Below are 18,110 nucleotides of genomic sequence, written 5' to 3' on the forward strand. Positions count from 1 at the left end.
TGCGCCAGCGATGAGCGATACCCTGACCTTTGCCGTGCCCAAGGGGCGTATTCTCGACGAAGCGTTGCCCGTGATGGCGCGTGCCGGCGTGGTGCCCGAAGATGCGTTTCACGACAAGGCCAACCGCTCGCTGACATTTGCCACCACGCGCGACGACATGGCGTTGATCCGCGTGCGCGCCTTCGACGTGGCGACATTCGTTGCCCACGGCGCCGCGCAGCTCGGCATCGTCGGCTCCGACGTGATCGAGGAATTCGACTACGCCGATCTTTACGCGCCGGTCGATCTCGACTTTGGCCACTGCCACCTTGCCGTTGCCGAACCCAGGGAAGGCGCTGCGAGCGTCGACGGGGCGAGCCATGTCCGCGTGGCGACGAAATACCCCAATCTGACACGCCGCTATTTCGAGCAGCGCGGCGTGCAGGCCGAATGCGTCAAGCTCAACGGCGCGATGGAAATTGCCCCGGCGCTGGGTCTGGCCGGACGGATCGTGGACCTTGTTTCTTCGGGCCAGACGCTCAAGGACAACGGCCTGGTCGAAACCGGCCATATCCTCGACATTACCGCCCGTCTCATCGTGAACCGCGCCGCGTTGAAGACCGATCCGCGCGTTGCGGCCCTGGTCGAGGCGTTCCGCCGCGATGCGTCCGAGCGCAGGGCCGCCTGATGAAATTCCTGCGAACCACCGATCCCGATTTCGAACGCGCGTTCGAACGCGTGGTGCGTAACCGCCGCGAAAGCGACTCCGATGTTGCGCGCGATGTCGCCGCCATCCTCAACGAAGTGCGCGAACGCGGCGATGCCGCGCTGGCGGAATATTCGCTGCGGTTCGACGGACACCGCCTGGCCACGGATGACGATTGGCGCATCCCTGCGGCGGCCTGCAAGGACGCCTACGACGCTCTGGACGCTGATTTGCGCGACGCGCTTGAACTGGCTGCGGAACGTATCCGCGCCTATCACGCCAGCCAGCTTCCCGAAGACCGCGATTACACCGATTCCATCGGAATGCGCCTCGGCGCGCGGTGGTTGCCGGTGGACGCTGCGGGGCTGTATGTCCCCGGGGGCCGCGCGGCCTATCCGTCTTCGCTTCTGATGAACGCCATTCCGGCAAAGGTTGCCGGCGTCGGGCGCCTCGTGGTGACCACGCCGACGCCCAAGGGACAGGTCAATTCGCTGGTTCTTGCCGCCGCGCATATTGCCGGTGTCGATGAGATCTGGCGGGTCGGCGGCGCGCAGGCCGTGGGCGCGCTGGCGTATGGCACCCAGCGCATCGCCAAAGTCGACGTCATTACGGGGCCGGGCAATGCCTGGGTCGCCGAAGCCAAGCGCCAGATGTTCGGCGTTGTCGGCATCGACATGGTCGCAGGGCCGAGCGAAATCCTGGTCATCGCGGACAAGAACAACAATCCCGACTGGATTGCCGCCGACCTGCTGAGCCAGGCCGAACACGATCCCTCCAGCCAATCCATTCTCATCACCGACGACGAAGCGCTGGCCCGCCAGGTCGAAGACGCCATCGACCGCGCGCTGATTAAGCTTTCGACCGCGAAGACCGCCAAGGCAAGCTGGGACGCGCACGGCCTGATCGTGATCGTCGACAACCTCGATCAGGCACCAGCCCTGTCCGACCGCCTGGCGGCCGAACATGCCGAACTGATGGTTGAAAACCCGCAGGCCCTGTTCGACAAGCTGCGCCACGCGGGCAGCGTGTTTCTGGGCCGCCACACGCCCGAGGCGGTGGGGGATTACATCGCCGGTCCGAACCACGTTCTTCCCACCGGCCGCCGTGCCCGTTTCGCCAGCGGCCTTTCGGTCCTCGACTTCATGAAGCGGACCAGCTTTATCGACGCGTCCGACGACGCGCTGGCCGCGATTGGTCCGGCCGCCGTCAAACTGGCCGAAGCAGAAGGCCTGCCCGCCCACGCCCTTTCGATTTCCGTGAGACTCAAGTGAACCATAAAATTCGCAGCCAGGCCCGTTCGGCCGCCCGCCTTGCCGCCGTCCAGGCGCTTTATCAGCAGCACATGGAAAAGACGCCGCTCACCCGGCTTCTCAACGAATTCCACCAGCACCGTATCGGTCAGGTGATCGAGGACGAGGAATACGCCGACGCCGACGTCGATTTCTTCGACGACATCGTCGCCGGGGTCGGAGCGCGGAGCGACGAGATCAATGAACGGATCGCAGCCCGCCTCGCATCCGGCTGGACCTTGGCCCGACTGGACAAGACAATGCTCCAGATCCTGCGCGCGGGCACCTATGAATTGATCGCGCGCGCCGATGTGCCCAAGGCCACGGCGATCAGCGAATATGTCGATGTGGCCAAGGCGTTCTTCGACGACCGCGAGGCGAAATTCGTCAACGGCATTCTCGATGCGGTGGCCACAGAGGCCGGGCGCTGAACGAACACGATTTCATCGCCGCGCTTCGGGCGCTGGCGACGACACCGGCTGCGCGCGGGCTGGAAGACGATACTGCGGTCATCGAAATCGGCGGGGAAACGCTCGTCCTCACGCATGACGCGATGGCCGAAGGCACGCATTTTCTTGCCGGGACAGACATGGCCGACGTCGCCTGGAAACTCGTGGCAGTGAACCTGTCCGATCTGGCGGCAAAAGGTGCCGAACCCGTGGGGGTTCTGCTCGGGTATTCGCTCGGCCAGGACGACGAACGCTTCGTTGATGGTCTGCGCGACGTGCTGGCCCGATACGATGTCCCGTTGCTGGGCGGTGATACCATCCGCAGTCGCGGCCCGCGCACTTTCGGGCTGACGGCCATCGGGCGCGCCTGCCATACACCGGTGCCCTCCAGATCGGGTGCAAGGCCGGGCGACGAGATCTGGGTGTGCGGCACGATCGGAGACGCATCGCAGGGCTTTCTCGAACTGACGCGGCAGGACGCTGGCGGCGAAAGCGGTTCGCCGCAAAAGCCTGACCCCTACTTCACCGGAAAACTCCTTCGCCCCCAGCCCCTGCTGGACGAAGGGAAGGCGCTCGCACCGTGCGTAACGGCCATGATGGACGTGTCTGACGGCCTGCTGCTCGATGCCGAACGGATGGCGCGCGCCAGCGGAGTGACGATCGATATCTCATCCGGCCAGATTCCGTTTTCCGCCCCCTTCATGGCCGCTATCGGTGACGACAGCACGTTTGCCGCCCGCCGCCATGCTGCCAGCTGGGGCGATGACTATGCACTGCTGTTCACCATGCCCGCAGGCACCCGCCCACCCGCGGCGTCGTGCAAGGTCGGCGTAGTCCTGCCGCGTTCGGAGGCGCCGCTGCTGCTCGACGGTTCGGAACCGTCGCCGGACGCGCCGCTGGGCTACACGCACTAGCTGCACGATCATGCCAGTCGATAAGCGCCGAATTGTGCGCTTTTCGGCCTTGTCACGCAACAGATGACCCTTATACCCACCCGCCATATGGCCGCGCGTTTCCCGCGTTCGGTCGAAAAATGACATAATCAAACGGGAGGGGATTTTTTTCGTGGACCTTGTTCTCATATCCATCGTGTTGGGACTGCTTGCCGTCGTGTACGGCTTCGTCACCAGCCGCCAGGTGCTCAACAGCGGCGCCGGCAACGCAAAGATGCAGGAAATCGCTGCCGCCATCCAGGAAGGCGCTCAAGCCTACCTGAAGCGCCAGTACACCACCATCGCCATCGTCGGTGTGGTCGTGGCCATCCTGGTCTTCGTTTTCCTTGGTGCCATTCCGACAATCGGTTTCGTGATCGGCGCCGTCCTGTCGGGCGTTGCGGGCTTTATCGGGATGAACATCTCGGTGCGCGCGAACGTGCGTACCGCGGCTGCCGCGCAAAGCGGTTTGCAGCAGGGTCTGACCCTGGCGTTCCGCGCGGGTGCGATCACCGGGATGCTTGTTGCAGGCCTTGCCCTGCTCGCGATCGCAGTGTTCTTCTGGTACCTTATCGGCCCTGCCGGTTTTGCACCGAATGACCGCCACGTGATCGACGGGCTGGTCGGCCTTGCCTTCGGCGCATCGCTGATTTCGATCTTTGCGCGTCTGGGCGGCGGTATCTTCACCAAGGCCGCAGACGTCGGCGCCGACCTTGTCGGCAAGGTCGAAGCGGGTATTCCCGAAGACGATCCACGCAACCCCGCCGTTATTGCCGACAACGTCGGCGACAACGTCGGTGACTGTGCCGGCATGGCCGCCGACCTTTTCGAAACCTACGTCGTGACCGTCGGCGCCACCATGGTGCTGACCGCGTTGCTGCTCAAGGGTCTCGGCGATATGTTGTTGCCGATGATGGCGCTGCCGCTGCTTATCGGCGGCGCGTGCATCGTGACCTCGATCATCGGCACGTACTTCGTTCGCCTCGGTGGCGGCACGAACGTGATGGGCGCAATGTACAAGGGCTTCCTTGTCACCGCTCTGCTTTCGGTCCCGCTAATCTGGTTCGTGATCAATTACGCGCTGGGCGGAATGGATGCGACGATCGGCACCGCATCGGAAGGCATCGCTGCCTTCAACGGATGGGCGCTGTTCTGGTGTTCGCTGCTGGGTCTCGTCATCACCGGCCTGATCATCTGGATCACCGAGTATTACACGGGCACCGATTATCGCCCGGTACGCTCGATCGCCAAGTCGTCGGAAACCGGCCACGGCACCAACGTCATCCAGGGTCTGGCCATCAGCCTTGAATCGACCGCGTTGCCGACCCTGGTCATCGTGGCGGGCATCATCATCGCCTATACGCTCGCGGGCCTCATCGGCATCGCTTACGCGGCAACCGCCATGCTGGCGCTTGCAGGCATGGTCGTCGCGCTCGATGCCTATGGTCCTGTCACCGACAACGCCGGCGGCATCGCCGAAATGGCGGGCCTCGATGACAGCGTTCGCGAGAAGACCGATCTGCTCGACGCCGTGGGCAACACCACAAAGGCCGTTACCAAGGGCTATGCAATCGGTTCGGCCGGCCTCGCCGCGCTGGTGCTGTTCGCAGCCTACACCACCGACCTGAAGGAGTTCTTCCCGGATCTGACTGTCAATTTCAGCCTCGAGAACCCTTACGTCATCGTCGGCCTGCTGCTTGGTGCCCTGCTCCCGTACCTGTTCGGTGCGATGGGCATGACCGCCGTTGGCCGCGCTGCGGGCGACGTGGTGAAGGATGTCCGCGAACAGTTCGCGGGCGATCCCGGGATCATGGCGGGCACAAGCAAGCCCGATTATGCCCGCACGGTCGATCTCGTCACCAAGGCAGCGATCAAGGAAATGATCATTCCTTCGATGCTGCCGGTCCTGGCACCCATCGTGGTCTACTTCGTGATCACGGCGATTGCAGGTCAGGAGAACGGCTTTGCCGCTCTCGGGGCACTGCTGCTCGGCGTGATCGTCAGTGGTCTGTTCGTCGCTCTCTCGATGACCGCGGGTGGCGGCGCGTGGGATAACGCGAAGAAGTACATCGAAGATGGCAACCACGGCGGCAAGGGCTCCGAAGCCCATAAGGCCGCCGTAACGGGCGACACCGTTGGCGATCCCTACAAGGACACCGCCGGTCCGGCCGTCAATCCGATGATCAAGATCACCAACATCGTTGCGCTGCTGCTTCTCGCAGCTCTCGCAGCCGGCTGATCCAGCAACTTCCCTTTCGGGAATGAAAACCCCGTCCGGAGCGATCCGGGCGGGGTTTTTCCTGGCCATGTGTCCATGCACCAGACCCCGCCATGATCATCACGCCATTAAGCGTTTTTCAGCGTCCTTGCTGTAGGCGTGCCTGACACGATGGAACGGAAGCGCGGTGTTGACGGCTAGCCAGGCTTTGAATTCAGGGGATACAGGCGAAGGGCGCAGCCACGGCGCGGCCTTGGCGGTGCCCGCCTGCGCGCTCGCCGACGGGTTGCATATCCGTGGGTGGACCGAGCTGGATCTGCCGGCATTGCTTCCCGCATGGCGCCATCTCGCCGCGCATTGCGCCACGCCAAATCCGTTCTTCGAAGACTGGTTCCTTATCCCGTCGCTGCAGGCGTACGATCCACAGGGCGCTGTCAGACTGGCGCTGCTGGTCGAACGGGGAAGGCTCGTCGCGCTGACGACGCACTGGCGCGATCCCAATTACCACGGCCGCAAACTCGCAAACCTTGCGCCCTGGCACCACCCGAACATGTTCTGCGCCTTGCCGCTCGTCGCGCACGGGTTCGAAACCGCCTTCTGGCGGGCATTGCTGGCCGATACGGACGCATCGGCCCAGGGCGCATGGTTCTACCATTTCCCGTCGGTTCCACGGCAAAGCCCGGTCACCCGCGCGCTCGTGGAAATCTGCACCGCAGACAATCGCCAATTTCGCGAAGTGCGGAGCGAAAGGCGCGCGATGCTGCGCGCGGGCCCGACACCGCAGGCCCACCTCGATGACACGATGACCGCCAAGAAGCGCAAGGAGCTGCGCCGTCAGCGCAAACGGCTTGAGGATCACGGCGCGGTCGAGGTCATCCGAAGCCGCGACGAAAGCGGCCTGCACGACTGGATCGCGAAATTCATCGACCTCGAAAAACGGGGGTGGAAGGGCAAGCGCGGTTCGGCGCTCGCGTCCGACCCCAGGGGGGTGGAGTTCTTCACCAACGCCCTGGCTGGCGCGGCCGCGCAAGGGCGTCTCGAAAGGCTCGCGATTGCGTGCGATGGACGCCCCGTCGCGATGCTCGCCACCTTCATCAGCGCTCCGGGTTCCTTCGCCTTCAAAACCAGTTTCGACGAAGATTTCGCCCGCTTTTCTCCCGGCATGCTCTTGCAGATCGAAAACCTTGCCTTGCTCGATAACCCTGCCATCGCATGGTGCGACAGCTGCGCAGCGGCGGACCACCCGATGATCGAACGCATCTGGCGCGACCGGCGCGAAATGATCTGGCTGAGCGTCGGCATCGGGCGCGGCCTGCGGCGCACAGCGGGCGAATTCTACACCCGGATCGAAGCCCGCCGTGCAAGGAAGGACAGATGACCGACCCCGTTTTCGACAGCGCAGCCGGCGCCCGGCAAAAGGTGTTTCCTGCCGAATCCATCGGTGCATTTGCCACAAACTATCCGGAAATTCCGCATGCGCTCGATCATCGCTTGGGCGCGGACAGCCGGTTTGAACCCGATACTCTCGCGGCCCTGGCAGCCAGGCTTCCCCCGGCGAGCATCGAATACAACCGTGGGGATCTGCCGGTGGGCGTCGACGGCAAGCCCGGGTCCAATGGCCTGTCGATCGAGGACACGATCCGCCATATCGCGACCAGCAACAGCTGGGCGGTGCTGAAGAACATCGAACAGGTGCCCGAATATCGGGCGCTGCTGATGGACCTGCTCGGCGAAATCCGTCCGCAGATAGAGGCGAAGACCGGGACGTTGCTGACGCCGCAAGCCTTTGTGTTCATTTCCAGCCCCGATGCGATCACGCCGTATCACTTCGATCCGGAACACAACATCCTGCTCCAGCTTGTCGGCACCAAGACGATGACCCAGTTTCCGGCAGGCGACGCACGGTTTGCGCCGGATACGGTCCATGAAAGCTACCATCTTGGCGGCCCGCGGGAATTGCCGTGGGACGATACCCTGCTCGACGGTGGCACGGCGTTTGCGCTTGCGCCGGGACAGGCGGTTTTCGTGCCCGTGATGGCGCCCCATTTCGTCAGGAACGGGCCGCAAAGCTCCATCTCGCTGTCGATCACCTGGCGCAGCGAATGGAGCTATGCCGAAAGTTACGCCCGCAGTTTCAACGGCACGCTGCGGCGGCTTGGCATTTCTCCGCGCGCGCCGGGGCGCTGGCCGCATTCCAATCGGGCCAAATCCTTCGCATGGCGCGGCTTGCGCAAGCTCACACGCGCTTGACGCAAGCGTAAACCGGTCGCAAAGCCCCGCGCGTGACCGACACCAAGACACCCGAGCAACTCGTTTCAGGCCTCGTGCGCCTGTTGACCGTCAGCCGCGACAGCGACGATGCCTTTACCGCGCCCCAACAGCCGGGCGGCGTTGGCCGCGTCTTCGGCGGCCAGGTGATCGCACAGGCGTTGCAGGCAGCCCAGGCGACCGCCCCGGACGGGCTGGAGGCGCACTCGCTCCACGCCTACTTCCTGCGCGGCGGCAGGGAAGGTGTCGATATCTCCTACACGACCGCACGCGATTTCGACGGGCGCAGCTTCGCCAACCGCCGGGTGGTTGCGATGCAGGCGGGCGATGACGGCGAACTGGCGCCGATCCTGAACCTTACCGCCAGTTTCCAGAGGCCCGAGGAAGGCCTGGTCCATGACGACGCTGCCATGCCCGACGTCGCCCCGCCCGAAGAACTCAAATCCGACATGGAAATGCGGCACAAGATGGTGGAGCGCGCAGGCGACCGGATGACCGAGGCGCAGCGGGCGCTCGTCCTTCGTCCCCGGCCCATCGATATGCGCACGGTTGACCGGCTGCACTGGATGAATTCCGAACCACGCGAACCCCGCGCCCACAGCTGGTTTCGCACGGTCGCACCGCTTCCGGACGATGCCGCCTTGCACCGCGCAGTGATTGCCTATGCGAGCGACTACACGCTGCTTGGGACCAGCGCCCTGCCCCATGGCCTGTCATGGATGCGCGGCGAACTGGTGGGCGCCAGCCTGGACCATGCAATCTGGTTCCACCGCCCTGCCCGCGCCGACGAATGGCTGCTGTATGCCACCGATGCCCCGTGGAGCGGTTCGGGCCGGGGGTTTAACCGCGGACGCATATTCAACCGCGCGGGCGAACTGGTGGCAAGCGTTGCCCAGGAAGGCATGATGCGCAAAAGGGTGAAGCGCGAACGTTGAGTGCGGGGCAGGCTCCTGGGCCTGAACGATAATTGGCGGATTTGCCGATCTATCGAATGCTGGGCGAAGATGCCCCGTCATCGCCGCCTTCGCACCTGCAAAAAAAACCGCAAGCCAAAGACGCACTTTGTCGCTATAGGCGTTCGACAAAGGCGCTCGCGGACCCATCCGTTATCCGCCGCAGCCGGTTTGGCGCCTGCGATGGCGCAGTCCTTCATACCCCCGTTTCTCCCGCGCCGCACCCGTGGCGCCCTTGTCTGTGTGAGTTTGCATGCCTTTCGAAACCGTCCCGCCGATTATCGGTGAAGCCCTGACCGAGCGCGGCTATGCCGCCCCTACTCCGGTGCAGGCTGCCGTGATTGCCCCCGATGCCGCCGGACGCGACCTTGTCGTCTCGGCGCAGACCGGTTCGGGCAAGACCGTCGCATTCGGCCTCGCGCTGGCCGACCAGCTGCTGGCCGAATCCGGTTCCATGCCGCTGGTGGAAAAGCCGCTGGCGCTGGTCATCGCACCGACCCGCGAACTCGCCCTGCAGGTGAGCCGCGAACTGGGCTGGCTGTTCGCCAAGGCAGGGCTGCGTATCGCAACCTGCGTGGGCGGAATGGACGCAAGCAAGGAACGCCGCGCGCTTCGTGCCGGGCCGGCCATCGTGGTCGGTACTCCGGGGCGCCTGCGCGATCACCTCGAACGCGGCGCGCTCGACCTGTCGGGCCTGATCGGCGTCGTGCTGGATGAAGCGGACGAAATGCTCGACATGGGCTTCCGCGACGATCTCGAGGAAATCCTCGACGCGACGCCCGATACCCGCCGCACCCTCCTGTTCTCCGCCACCATGCCGCAAGCTATCGTACGGTTGGCCGAACGCTATCAGAGCAACGCGCTACGCCTTTCGCTGCGCGGCGAAGATCGCGGACACGGTGACATCAGCTATCAGGCGATTACCGTCAGCCCTTCCGAAATCGAGAACGCGGTGGTCAACCTGCTGCGCTTCCACGAGGCGGAAACGGCAATCCTGTTCTGCGCCACGCGCGACAATGTGCGCCACCTTCATGCAACGCTTCAGGAACGCGGCTTTGCCGTCGTTGCCCTGTCCGGCGAACACTCGCAGAGCGAGCGCAACCAGGCCCTGCAGGCGCTGCGAGACCGCCGGGTTCGCGTGTGCGTGGCGACCGACGTTGCCGCGCGCGGGATCGATCTTCCCACCCTCAGCCTCGTCATCCACGTCGAAATTCCGCGCGATGCCGAAACGCTTCAGCACCGTTCGGGCCGTACCGGCCGTGCGGGCAAGAAGGGCACCGCCGCGATCATCGTGCCTTACAACCGCCGCCGCCGTGTCGAAGGCATGCTGCGCGGTGCCAACATCGCCGCCGAATGGATGGACGCACCCGGGCCGGACCAGATCCGCGCAAAGGATCGCGAACGCCTGATGGACGCACTGACCGCATCGGTCGAATACGACGATGAAGATCGTGCGATGGCACGGGACCTGATGGAAAAGCGCTCGGCGGAAGATATCGCCGCTGCGCTTGTGCATGCCCATCGCATGCGCCTGCCCCAGCCCGAAGAACTGCTCGCCAACACCCCCGAAGCGCGCGAAAAGGCCAAGGCCGATCGTCATCGCCCCGGTTTCGAAGACGTGGTGTGGTACAAGATCGGTGTCGGACGGCGACAGAACGCCGAACCGCGCTGGATCCTCCCGCTGCTGTGCCGCCGTGGCCACATCACCCGCAACGAAATTGGCGCGATCAAGGTCGGTCAGTTCGAAACCTGGTTCCAGGTTCCGCGCGACATTGCCCCCAAGTTCTCGGACGCCCTCAAGCGCACGGCCGAAAGCGAAGACGAACAGGACGCGATCCCGATCGAGGAATCGCCGGAAGGTCCGCGCATGGAAGCGCGCACGAATCGCCGCGACCGCGACAATTCCGACGGGCCGCGCGTTCGGCCCAAGCCCTTCGACAAGGGCGCCGGATTGAAGCCCGGCGGCGGGTTCAAGGGCAAGCCCGGCGGGTTCAAGGGCAAGCCTGGCGGCTTCAAGAGCAAGCCCGGCGGCGGGTTCAAAGGTAAGCCTGGCGGTCCCGGTAAGGGCGGCCCCTTCAAAGGTCCGCGCAAGCCCAAGGGCGACTGATCATTATCCGCTAGGTTTCGCACCACGCGGTCGCTAGCTTCAGGCCCTGATTTTCGGGGATGGAGTTTGCGCAGATGAAATTGATCCGCCTGGTCGCAGCGGCCACACTCGGTGTGGCCGCACAAGGCGTCGCCGCGCACGAACCTGTTCCCCCGCTGGCGATTGCCAAGCCCGTGCCTGCCCCCGATTACGAGGGAGAGGCACGGCGGATCGTCGACGCGCTGGATGCAACCGGAATGGTTGCGGCCGTCATGGTCGATGGCAAGGTGGTCTACACCGGTTCCTTCGGCGTACTCGAAGAAGGCAGCGATAATCCTGTCACCCCGGATACGCTGTTCCCCATCGCCTCCATCTCCAAGGCGTTCACCACGACGGCGCTTGCCATTCTCGTCGACCGCGGCGAACTCGACTGGGACGACCCGGTTCGCAAATATATCCCCGAATTCGCCATGTACGATCCGTGGGTCAGCGAACGGTTCACGATACGCGACGCGCTGACCCACCGGTCAGGCCTTCCCCTGGGCGCAGGCGACCTGCTGATCTGGCCCGATGGCAACGCCGCGCCTTCCGATATTGTCGCCGCACTGCCCCATCTAAGGCCCACCACGGGTTTTCGTGACGGATTTGCTTATGACAACCTGCTCTACGTCATTGCGGGCGAGGTGATCGAACGGGTGTCGGGCAAGAGCTGGTCCGATTTCGTAACGGACGAAATTTTCACCCCTGCGGGGATGGCCAACTGCGCTGCCGACCAGTCGCGGATCGCGCCCGGTCGAACGGTCGCAAGCGGGCATGAAAGGGCCGCTGGTGAAACCAGCGGCACGCCGGTCGATCCACGGATGAATTTCAGCCTGACATGGGCGGCAGCGGGTGGAATTTTCTGCACGGCAAGCGACATGATGGTCTGGTCCAAGCTCTGGCTGGATCGGGGCGTAACCGCCACCGGAACGCGGCTTGTCAGCGAAAAGCAGGCGGCTGAACTGTGGAAGGGTGTGACGCCCGTCGGCAGCGGCGCAATTCCCGAGACTGGCGGATCGACCAACCTTTCGCTCTATGCCCTGGGATGGTTCGTGCGCGATTGGGAAGGCACGCCGATGGTGACCCATTCCGGCGGCGCACCTGGCAGCACCAGCAATCTGATCCTGTTGCCGCAGGAAAACATCGCCGTTTTCGCCGCGTCCAACGACTATATGTCCACCGCCAGCGCCTATACCCGCCAGATTGCGGACGATCTGGTGGGCGGCCGTAACGAGGACGTGATCGCGGCGGCTGCAAAGGCGAACCGGGAAGCGAACGATGCGGCCCTGGCCCTTGTATCGGACGCGATTTCACCGCCGGCCGATGCAGCGCGCCCGTCCCTGCCGCTTTCGGCCTATGCAGGCACGTACCGCGATCCGTGGTACGGCAACGTGACAATCAGTCTGCGCGCGGACGGATTGTTCATCGACATGCAGCGTTCGGCCATCCTCGACGGGCCTCTCACCCCGTTTGCGGGTGACACATTCGTCGCGATCTGGCCTGACCGGACGATCAAGGCCGACGCCCTGGTGACGTTCGAAGTGGCCGATGGTGCGGTAACGCGGATGACCATGAAGGCCGTGTCGGACATTACCGATTTCTCGTACGACTTCCACGATCTCGACCTGGTGAAACAGTAACGCGGGTCGCCGTCAATGCGCCAGCAACAGGGGGATGCCTGCGTTGCTGAGCATGGCGCGGGTCGCGCCGCCGAAAACCCGTTCGGACAACCGCGTACGCCCGTACGCACCCATGACGATCAGGCCTGCACCGCGCGTATTTGCAGCTTCGACAAGCGCGTGGGCAACGCCGCCGTCACCTGCCTTCACTGCCACTACCTCGCAGCGGATTCCGTGCCGGCTGAGATAATCCGCGCCGCTCACCGGCGGCAGATCGTGGCTGGTGTCCGGCTTGCGGGCCTCTTCGACCGAGACGAGATATACGGCCTTCGATTTCTTCAGCATCGGAAGGGCTGCACGAAGGGCGTGTGATGCCTCGGCGGAACCGTCCCAGCCAACGACGGCCGGAGTTTCGGGATCGAAGCGCGTGGTACCGTAAGGCAGGAAAAGCACCGGGCAATTCGCCGACAAGGCCAGTTCGCCAGCGGCAAAGGACGGACCGGACCGGGTATGGTCCACTTCCGGTTCGCCATAGACGATGAGATCGCTCAGCATCGAATGCTTGAGCAGCGCAAGGGTTACCGGACCCGCCTCCTCGACCCAGTCGTAACGGACATCTTCGTTGGCGAGATCGGCCACCGTCGCTTCGTGCAGCTTCGTGCCTTCTTCGCGCATGACCGGGATCATCGCGGCAAACACAGCGCCATAGGGATCGAGCGAGACGTCCGCCGAATACGGCAGGGAATGGACCAGTGTCAGGTGGGCATCGAAGGCCCGCGCGATGTCGAGCGCGGCATCAAGTCGGCCGGAAAAGCCGGCATCGGACTGGGCGTTGAAGAGAATCGATTTCATCACGCATCTCCCGCGAAGCGAGGCGCTGCTCTGGATCAGAGGCCATTTCCCTCGCTCAATTAAGTGATCATCGTGTATGCTGGGACGCCTGTCGTTGATCTGGCGCAAATTTGCGGTGCGCGTTCGTCACCCGCCGGCGTGATAGAAATCGTAGATCTGCTGTGCCACGCCTTCGCTGATGCCCGGCGCGCGCATCAGGTCGTCCAGGCCGGCGGCCCTGACCTTTCCGGCCGTCCCGAAATGCAGCAAAAGCGCGCGCTTACGCGATGGACCGATGCCGGGGATTTCATCCAGCGGACTGGCGGTGATCGCGCGGCTGCGCTTGGCCCGGTGCGCCCCGATGGCAAATCGATGCACTTCGTCCCGCAGCGTCTGGAGATAGAACAGCAACGGCGAATTGACCGGCAGGGTCTTTTCGCGGCCGTCCGGGAAATGGAAGACTTCGCGCCCCTCGCGCCCATGATGGGGGCCCTTGGCGATGGCGATCAGCGGGACGTCCTCGATACCCATTTCCGCCAGCGTATCGCGCACGCTGGACATCTGGCCCTTGCCGCCGTCAATCAGCACAAGGTCCGGCCAGATGCCGACCTTCTCGCGATCGGGATCGTCCTTCATCGCGCGGGCAAAGCGCCGCTCCATCACTTCGCGCATCATGCCGAAATCGTCGTTGGTCTGCGCGGTCTTGATGTTGAACTTGCGGTACTGCCCCTTCTCGAACCCTTCGGGACTGGCCACGACCATCGCACCAAGCGCCTTGTCGCCCTGAATGTGGCTGTTGTCGTAGACTTCGATCCGTTGCGGAACGTCATCGAGTTCGAGAAATTCGGCCAGTTCGCGCAGCCGGCGGGCCTTTGTGCCGGTTTCTGCCAGCCGCCGTTCCAGCGCCTCGATCGCGTTGCGACTGGCCTGTTCCATCAACTTGCGCCGGGCACCGCGCCGCGGGATCGAAATGGCGACAGCCTGTCCCGCCTTTTCGGCCAGGGCTTCGGCCACAAGGTCCTGCTCCGGCAGGTCGCGGTCGACCAGGATCGTGCGCGGCGGCGGCACTTCCTCGTAGAATTGCAGCAGCACATCCGAAAGCACTTGCGATTTCTCGATCTCGCCGGTGTTTCGCGGGAAGAACGCCCGGTGGCCCCAGTTCTGCCCGCCACGGATGAAGAACGCCTGCACTCCGATCTGGCCGCCCTTCGCCGCAAGGGCGAAAACGTCCGCATCGCCCACACCGCTGGCGTTGATCGCCTGGCTGCCCTGGATGAATGTGGCGGCGCGCAACCGATCGCGCAGGATCGCCGCGGTTTCGAAATCGAGATCCTGCGCGGCCCTGGCCATCTGCTTTTCGATTTCCGCCTGCACCGCGCCGGATTTTCCCCCCAGGAAGTCCTTCGCTTCGCGCACCAGGCTGGCGTATCCCGCTTCGTCGATACGACCCACGCAGGGGGCGGAACACCGCTTGATCTGGTAAAGCAGGCAAGGCCGGTCGCGATTGTTGAAGAAACTGTCGGTGCAGCTGCGCAGCAGGAAAAGTTTTTGCAGCGCGTTCAGCGTCTTGTTGACCGATCCGGCGCTGGCAAACGGACCGTAGTAATTGCCCTTCGCGCGCCGTGCGCCGCGATGCTTGCTGATGCGCGGAAAGGCGTGATCGCCGCGAAGCAGGATAAACGGGAAACTCTTGTCGTCACGCAACAGGACATTGAACGGCGGACGGTAGCGCTTGATCAGCTGCGCTTCGAGCAACAGCGCTTCGGCTTCCGAATTGGTGGTGACGATTTCCATGGCGCGGCACTGGCTGACCATACGCTGCAGGCGGTTGGTAAGGCCTTTCACCTGCGTGTAATTGGCCACGCGGGCCTTCAGGCTGCGGGCCTTGCCCACATAAAGCACATCGCCGCGCGTATCGAGCATCCGGTAAACGCCCGGTTTGGGCTTGAGCGTCTTCACGGTTTCGCGGATCGCCTTGATCCCGGCTTCCAGGTCCGGCTGCGCGCTGGCAATCGTGTTGGTGGCGCGTTCCTCGTTGAAACGCTCCTTGCCTCTGGGATCGGGGGGAGAACCGGCTTTCGTGCGCGACATGGTGGTGGAGATAGGCGGCGCAGCCGGTTTTCTCAATCGCTTGCGCGCACGCCCTTAAACGGGCACTCAACCGCGGATGAACGGGGAAAAACTGGCGCCGCCGCGCACGGTCGGCTTTTGGGGTACATCCCTGTTTCCGCTCAATGGCATGATCGGCGCCGGAATTTTCGCCCTGCCCGCCGTGTTAGTGGCCGCCGTCGGCAATTTTGCCCCCTGGATGATGCTGCTGGGCGGGATCATGTTCATGCCGATGGCGCTGGTTTACGCCTGGCTTGCCGGGCGGTTCGATCACAGCGGCGGGCCGGTCCTCTACGGCGAAGCGGCCTTTGGGCGATTTGTCGGGTTTCAGGCAGGATGGTCGCGGTATGCCAGCGCAATCGTGACAGGCGCGGCCAACACGCATGTGATGATTGCGTATTTGGCGGTGGTCTTCCCGGCCCTGGACGATCCCACGACCGCGTCGATCGCGGTCGCTTTCGTGCTCGCCGCGACCACGATCATAAACCTCCTGGGAATGCGCGGCGCAATCGGGACACTGGGCGCGATGACCTTCATCAAGGTCGTGCCGCTGATCATCCTTGTGCTGTCCGCCCTGTTCGCAGGCAATCCCGCAACCGGTTTCGCCCTGCCCCAGTTCTCCGAGGTGGAAACGGTCGTGCTGCTGCTTTTCTATGCCTTCATGGGCTTCGAAAGCGTGACCGAGGCGGCGGGTGAATTTCGCGATCCACGGCGCGATGCGCCGCGCGCGATCGTGTCGATGGTGCTGGCGGTGACGGTTCTCTACGTGGCGATCATCTGGGCGTATCTGGCGATCGGTCCTGGCACCGGGAATGAAAAGAACGCGCTTGCCGGGACCGCGCGTGTGGCGTTGGGCGATTTCGGCTCCATCATGATCGTGGTCGCGGCAGCTTTCAGCATCGGCGCCAACACCTTTGCCGGGGCAACAACCCTGCCCCGCCTCAGCTTCGGCATGGCGGAAAGGGGGATGCTTCCGGCGTGGTTCATGGGGTTGAGCAAACGCTGGCTGACCCCGGCCAACTCCATCGTCTTCGGGGGTGTTGCCTCCGTCGCGCTGGGGCTGTGGGAAGGGTTCGAGGTGCTCGCGATGGCCGGCACTCTCGTCCGCCTGGTCACTTACGTCATCTGCGCCGCGGCGCTGCCGGTGCTCGAACGGCGCGAAGGGATGAACAGTCCCTTCCACCTCGCCTGCGCAGCGTTCGCCGTGATCAGTTCGCTATGGGTGGCAACCCATGCCGATGCCAACGCCTATCTCGTTCTGGCGGGGATCCTGGTCGGCGGAACGGTGCTCTATTTCCTCGCCGCGCGCGAAACACCTGTCACGCCAACGCTCGCGGAAAGTTGAATGTCGGATAGCTTTGACGCGATTGTCCTGGGCGCAGGGGCCGCAGGGCTGATGTGCGCCGCGCGCGCGGGTCAGCGTGGCAGGCGCATTCTCATACTCGAAAAGGCGGATAAACCGGGCAAGAAGATCCTCATTTCCGGTGGTGGCCGGTGCAATTTCACCAACATCGGCGCGGGGCCGGGAAATTACCTTTCGTCCAATCCGCATTTCGCCAAGTCCGCCCTTGCCCGTTACACTCCGCGCGACTTTCTCGACCTGGTCGAAAGCTACGGCATCGCCTGGCACGAAAAGACACTGGGCCAGCTGTTCTGCGACGGGTCGGCCACACAGATCGTCGACCTGCTTCTCGAAGAATGCGCGAAAGGCGATGTCACGGTGCGCTGCGGCGAAGACGTGGCCGCTGTCCGCCATGACGGCGGGGTCTACACTGTCACCACCCAGCACGGCAGCTATCGCGCACCATCGCTTGTGATTGCCACAGGTGGCCCGTCGATCCCCAAGATGGGCGCCACCGGCTTTGCCTATGACATTGCCCGCCAGTTCGGGCTCAAGATCGTCGAACCGCGTCCTGCACTCGTGCCGCTGACGCTGGGCGGAGACGAGGTTCTGTTCCGCGAAATATCGGGGGTATCCGCCCATGTCGTGGCGGGCGCGGGCAAGGCCAGCTTCCCCGAAGCGGCTCTGTTTACCCATCGCGGACTGTCGGGACCGGCGATCCTTCAGGCATCGTCCTACTGGCGCGCCGGCGAACCGATCGTGATCGATTTCCTGCCCGGACGTGCAACCGGTTGGTTGCTGGACGCCAAGCGCGACACGCCGCGCGCCACAATGCGTTCGGTGCTGAAAGAGGCGCTTTCCGCGCGGCTGGCCGATATTCTGGCCGAAAAGCTGGGGATCGAGGTCGAACTGGGCAACGCGCCCGACAAGGCCCTGCGCGCGGCCGAAGAGCGGCTCGCCCATTGGCAATTCCACCCCAACGGCACCGAAGGTTTCGCCAAGGCGGAAGTGACGGTGGGGGGCATTTCAACAGCGGAGCTTTCATCCAAGACCATGGAAGCAAAGCGGATTGCCGGCCTTTACGCCATCGGCGAAGCGGTTGACGTGACCGGCTGGCTGGGCGGCTACAACTTCCAGTGGGCCTGGGCGAGCGGCGTTGCCGCGGGGGACGCGCTGTGAGCCCACGCCGCAAGGGAAGGCTTTGACGCGGGCGGCAAGTTGACCGCAGCTTTGCGTGTGGTAGCCTTCGCCCTCTTCGGACCCGCAAAAGCGGGCCGTTCCCGCCCCTGG

Annotated in this window: 14 protein-coding genes; 12 read left to right on the forward strand and 2 right to left on the reverse strand. The window is 64.0% G+C overall.

Annotation, left to right across the window (positions count from 1 at the left end):
* Positions 1–10 precede the first annotated feature (10 nt).
* The 10 genes from hisG to VR863_RS08615 all read left to right on the forward strand — a co-directional run bounded on the left by hisG (position 11) and on the right by VR863_RS08615 (position 12,559).
* A complete protein-coding gene (gene hisG, locus VR863_RS08570) occupies positions 11–667 on the forward strand; it encodes an ATP phosphoribosyltransferase (RefSeq protein WP_324828048.1) in 657 nt (218 codons plus the stop codon).
* Entirely contained in the window at positions 667–1,956 is a 1,290-nt protein-coding gene (gene hisD / locus VR863_RS08575; protein ID WP_324828049.1) for a histidinol dehydrogenase, read from the forward strand. The genes hisG and hisD overlap by 1 nt, the downstream gene beginning before the upstream one ends.
* A complete protein-coding gene (nusB, locus tag VR863_RS08580) occupies positions 1,953–2,405 on the forward strand; it encodes a transcription antitermination factor NusB (RefSeq protein ID WP_324828050.1) in 453 nt (150 codons plus the stop codon). The genes hisD and nusB overlap by 4 nt, the downstream gene beginning before the upstream one ends.
* Positions 2,402–3,337, forward strand: coding sequence for a thiamine-phosphate kinase (gene thiL / locus VR863_RS08585; protein ID WP_324829248.1), 936 nt, complete (start codon positions 2,402–2,404; stop codon positions 3,335–3,337). The genes nusB and thiL overlap by 4 nt, the downstream gene beginning before the upstream one ends.
* A 151-nt stretch (positions 3,338–3,488) precedes the next feature.
* Positions 3,489–5,594 (forward strand): sodium-translocating pyrophosphatase, encoded by a 2,106-nt coding sequence (locus VR863_RS08590; protein ID WP_324828051.1) that lies wholly within the window; start codon positions 3,489–3,491, stop codon positions 5,592–5,594.
* Between the two features lie 187 nt (positions 5,595–5,781).
* Positions 5,782–6,951: a GNAT family N-acetyltransferase gene (locus VR863_RS08595; protein ID WP_324828052.1), complete on the forward strand. Its 1,170-nt coding sequence runs from the start codon at positions 5,782–5,784 to the stop codon at positions 6,949–6,951.
* Positions 6,948–7,823 (forward strand): transcriptional regulator, encoded by an 876-nt coding sequence (locus VR863_RS08600; protein ID WP_324828053.1) that lies wholly within the window; start codon positions 6,948–6,950, stop codon positions 7,821–7,823. The genes VR863_RS08595 and VR863_RS08600 overlap by 4 nt, the downstream gene beginning before the upstream one ends.
* A 32-nt stretch (positions 7,824–7,855) precedes the next feature.
* The gene (locus tag VR863_RS08605) at positions 7,856–8,776 is read left to right on the forward strand and encodes an acyl-CoA thioesterase (protein ID WP_324828054.1); all 921 of its coding nucleotides are present in this window, start codon (positions 7,856–7,858) and stop codon (positions 8,774–8,776) included.
* Positions 8,777–9,047: 271 nt separating this feature from the next.
* Positions 9,048–10,901 (forward strand): DEAD/DEAH box helicase, encoded by a 1,854-nt coding sequence (locus VR863_RS08610; RefSeq protein WP_324828055.1) that lies wholly within the window; start codon positions 9,048–9,050, stop codon positions 10,899–10,901.
* A 74-nt stretch (positions 10,902–10,975) separates the two neighbouring features.
* Complete coding sequence (locus VR863_RS08615) at positions 10,976–12,559, forward strand: serine hydrolase (RefSeq protein ID WP_324828056.1); 1,584 nt, start codon at positions 10,976–10,978, stop codon at positions 12,557–12,559.
* A gap of 12 nt (positions 12,560–12,571) precedes the next feature.
* Here the strand turns inward: VR863_RS08615 and VR863_RS08620 are convergent, their stop codons facing one another.
* Positions 12,572–13,390, reverse strand: coding sequence for a universal stress protein (locus VR863_RS08620; RefSeq protein WP_324828057.1), 819 nt, complete (start codon positions 13,388–13,390; stop codon positions 12,572–12,574).
* 126 nt (positions 13,391–13,516) lie between these two features.
* Entirely contained in the window at positions 13,517–15,460 is a 1,944-nt protein-coding gene (gene uvrC, locus VR863_RS08625; RefSeq protein ID WP_324828058.1) for an excinuclease ABC subunit UvrC, read from the reverse strand.
* A 76-nt stretch (positions 15,461–15,536) separates the two neighbouring features.
* On the opposite strand from uvrC, the gene VR863_RS08630 reads away from it, so the two are divergent.
* Together VR863_RS08630 and VR863_RS08635 are read left to right on the forward strand one after the other, a co-directional pair.
* Positions 15,537–16,823: an APC family permease gene (locus tag VR863_RS08630; protein WP_324828059.1), complete on the forward strand. Its 1,287-nt coding sequence runs from the start codon at positions 15,537–15,539 to the stop codon at positions 16,821–16,823.
* Positions 16,824–17,999: a BaiN/RdsA family NAD(P)/FAD-dependent oxidoreductase gene (locus VR863_RS08635; protein ID WP_324828060.1), complete on the forward strand. Its 1,176-nt coding sequence runs from the start codon at positions 16,824–16,826 to the stop codon at positions 17,997–17,999. It begins immediately after the preceding gene.
* Positions 18,000–18,110: the final 111 nt, after the last annotated feature.

The sequence above is a fragment of the Qipengyuania zhejiangensis genome (assembly GCF_035607565.1).
Lineage (GTDB): Bacteria > Pseudomonadota > Alphaproteobacteria > Sphingomonadales > Sphingomonadaceae > Qipengyuania > Qipengyuania zhejiangensis.

Excerpts from the sequence above, each read along its gene's own strand:
- hisD (WP_324828049.1), top strand. The coding sequence starts at position 667 with ATGAAATTCCTGCGAACCACCGATCCCGATTTCGAACGCGCGTTCGAA.
- VR863_RS08630 (WP_324828059.1), top strand. The coding sequence starts at position 15,537 with ATGAACGGGGAAAAACTGGCGCCGCCGCGCACGGTCGGCTTTTGGGGT.
- VR863_RS08615 (WP_324828056.1), top strand. The coding sequence starts at position 10,976 with ATGAAATTGATCCGCCTGGTCGCAGCGGCCACACTCGGTGTGGCCGCA.
- VR863_RS08600 (WP_324828053.1), top strand. The coding sequence starts at position 6,948 with ATGACCGACCCCGTTTTCGACAGCGCAGCCGGCGCCCGGCAAAAGGTG.
- VR863_RS08610 (WP_324828055.1), top strand. The coding sequence starts at position 9,048 with ATGCCTTTCGAAACCGTCCCGCCGATTATCGGTGAAGCCCTGACCGAG.
- VR863_RS08635 (WP_324828060.1), top strand. The coding sequence starts at position 16,824 with ATGTCGGATAGCTTTGACGCGATTGTCCTGGGCGCAGGGGCCGCAGGG.
- VR863_RS08620 (WP_324828057.1), bottom strand. The coding sequence starts at position 13,390 with ATGAAATCGATTCTCTTCAACGCCCAGTCCGATGCCGGCTTTTCCGGC.
- uvrC (WP_324828058.1), bottom strand. The coding sequence starts at position 15,460 with ATGTCGCGCACGAAAGCCGGTTCTCCCCCCGATCCCAGAGGCAAGGAG.
- hisG (WP_324828048.1), top strand. The coding sequence starts at position 11 with ATGAGCGATACCCTGACCTTTGCCGTGCCCAAGGGGCGTATTCTCGAC.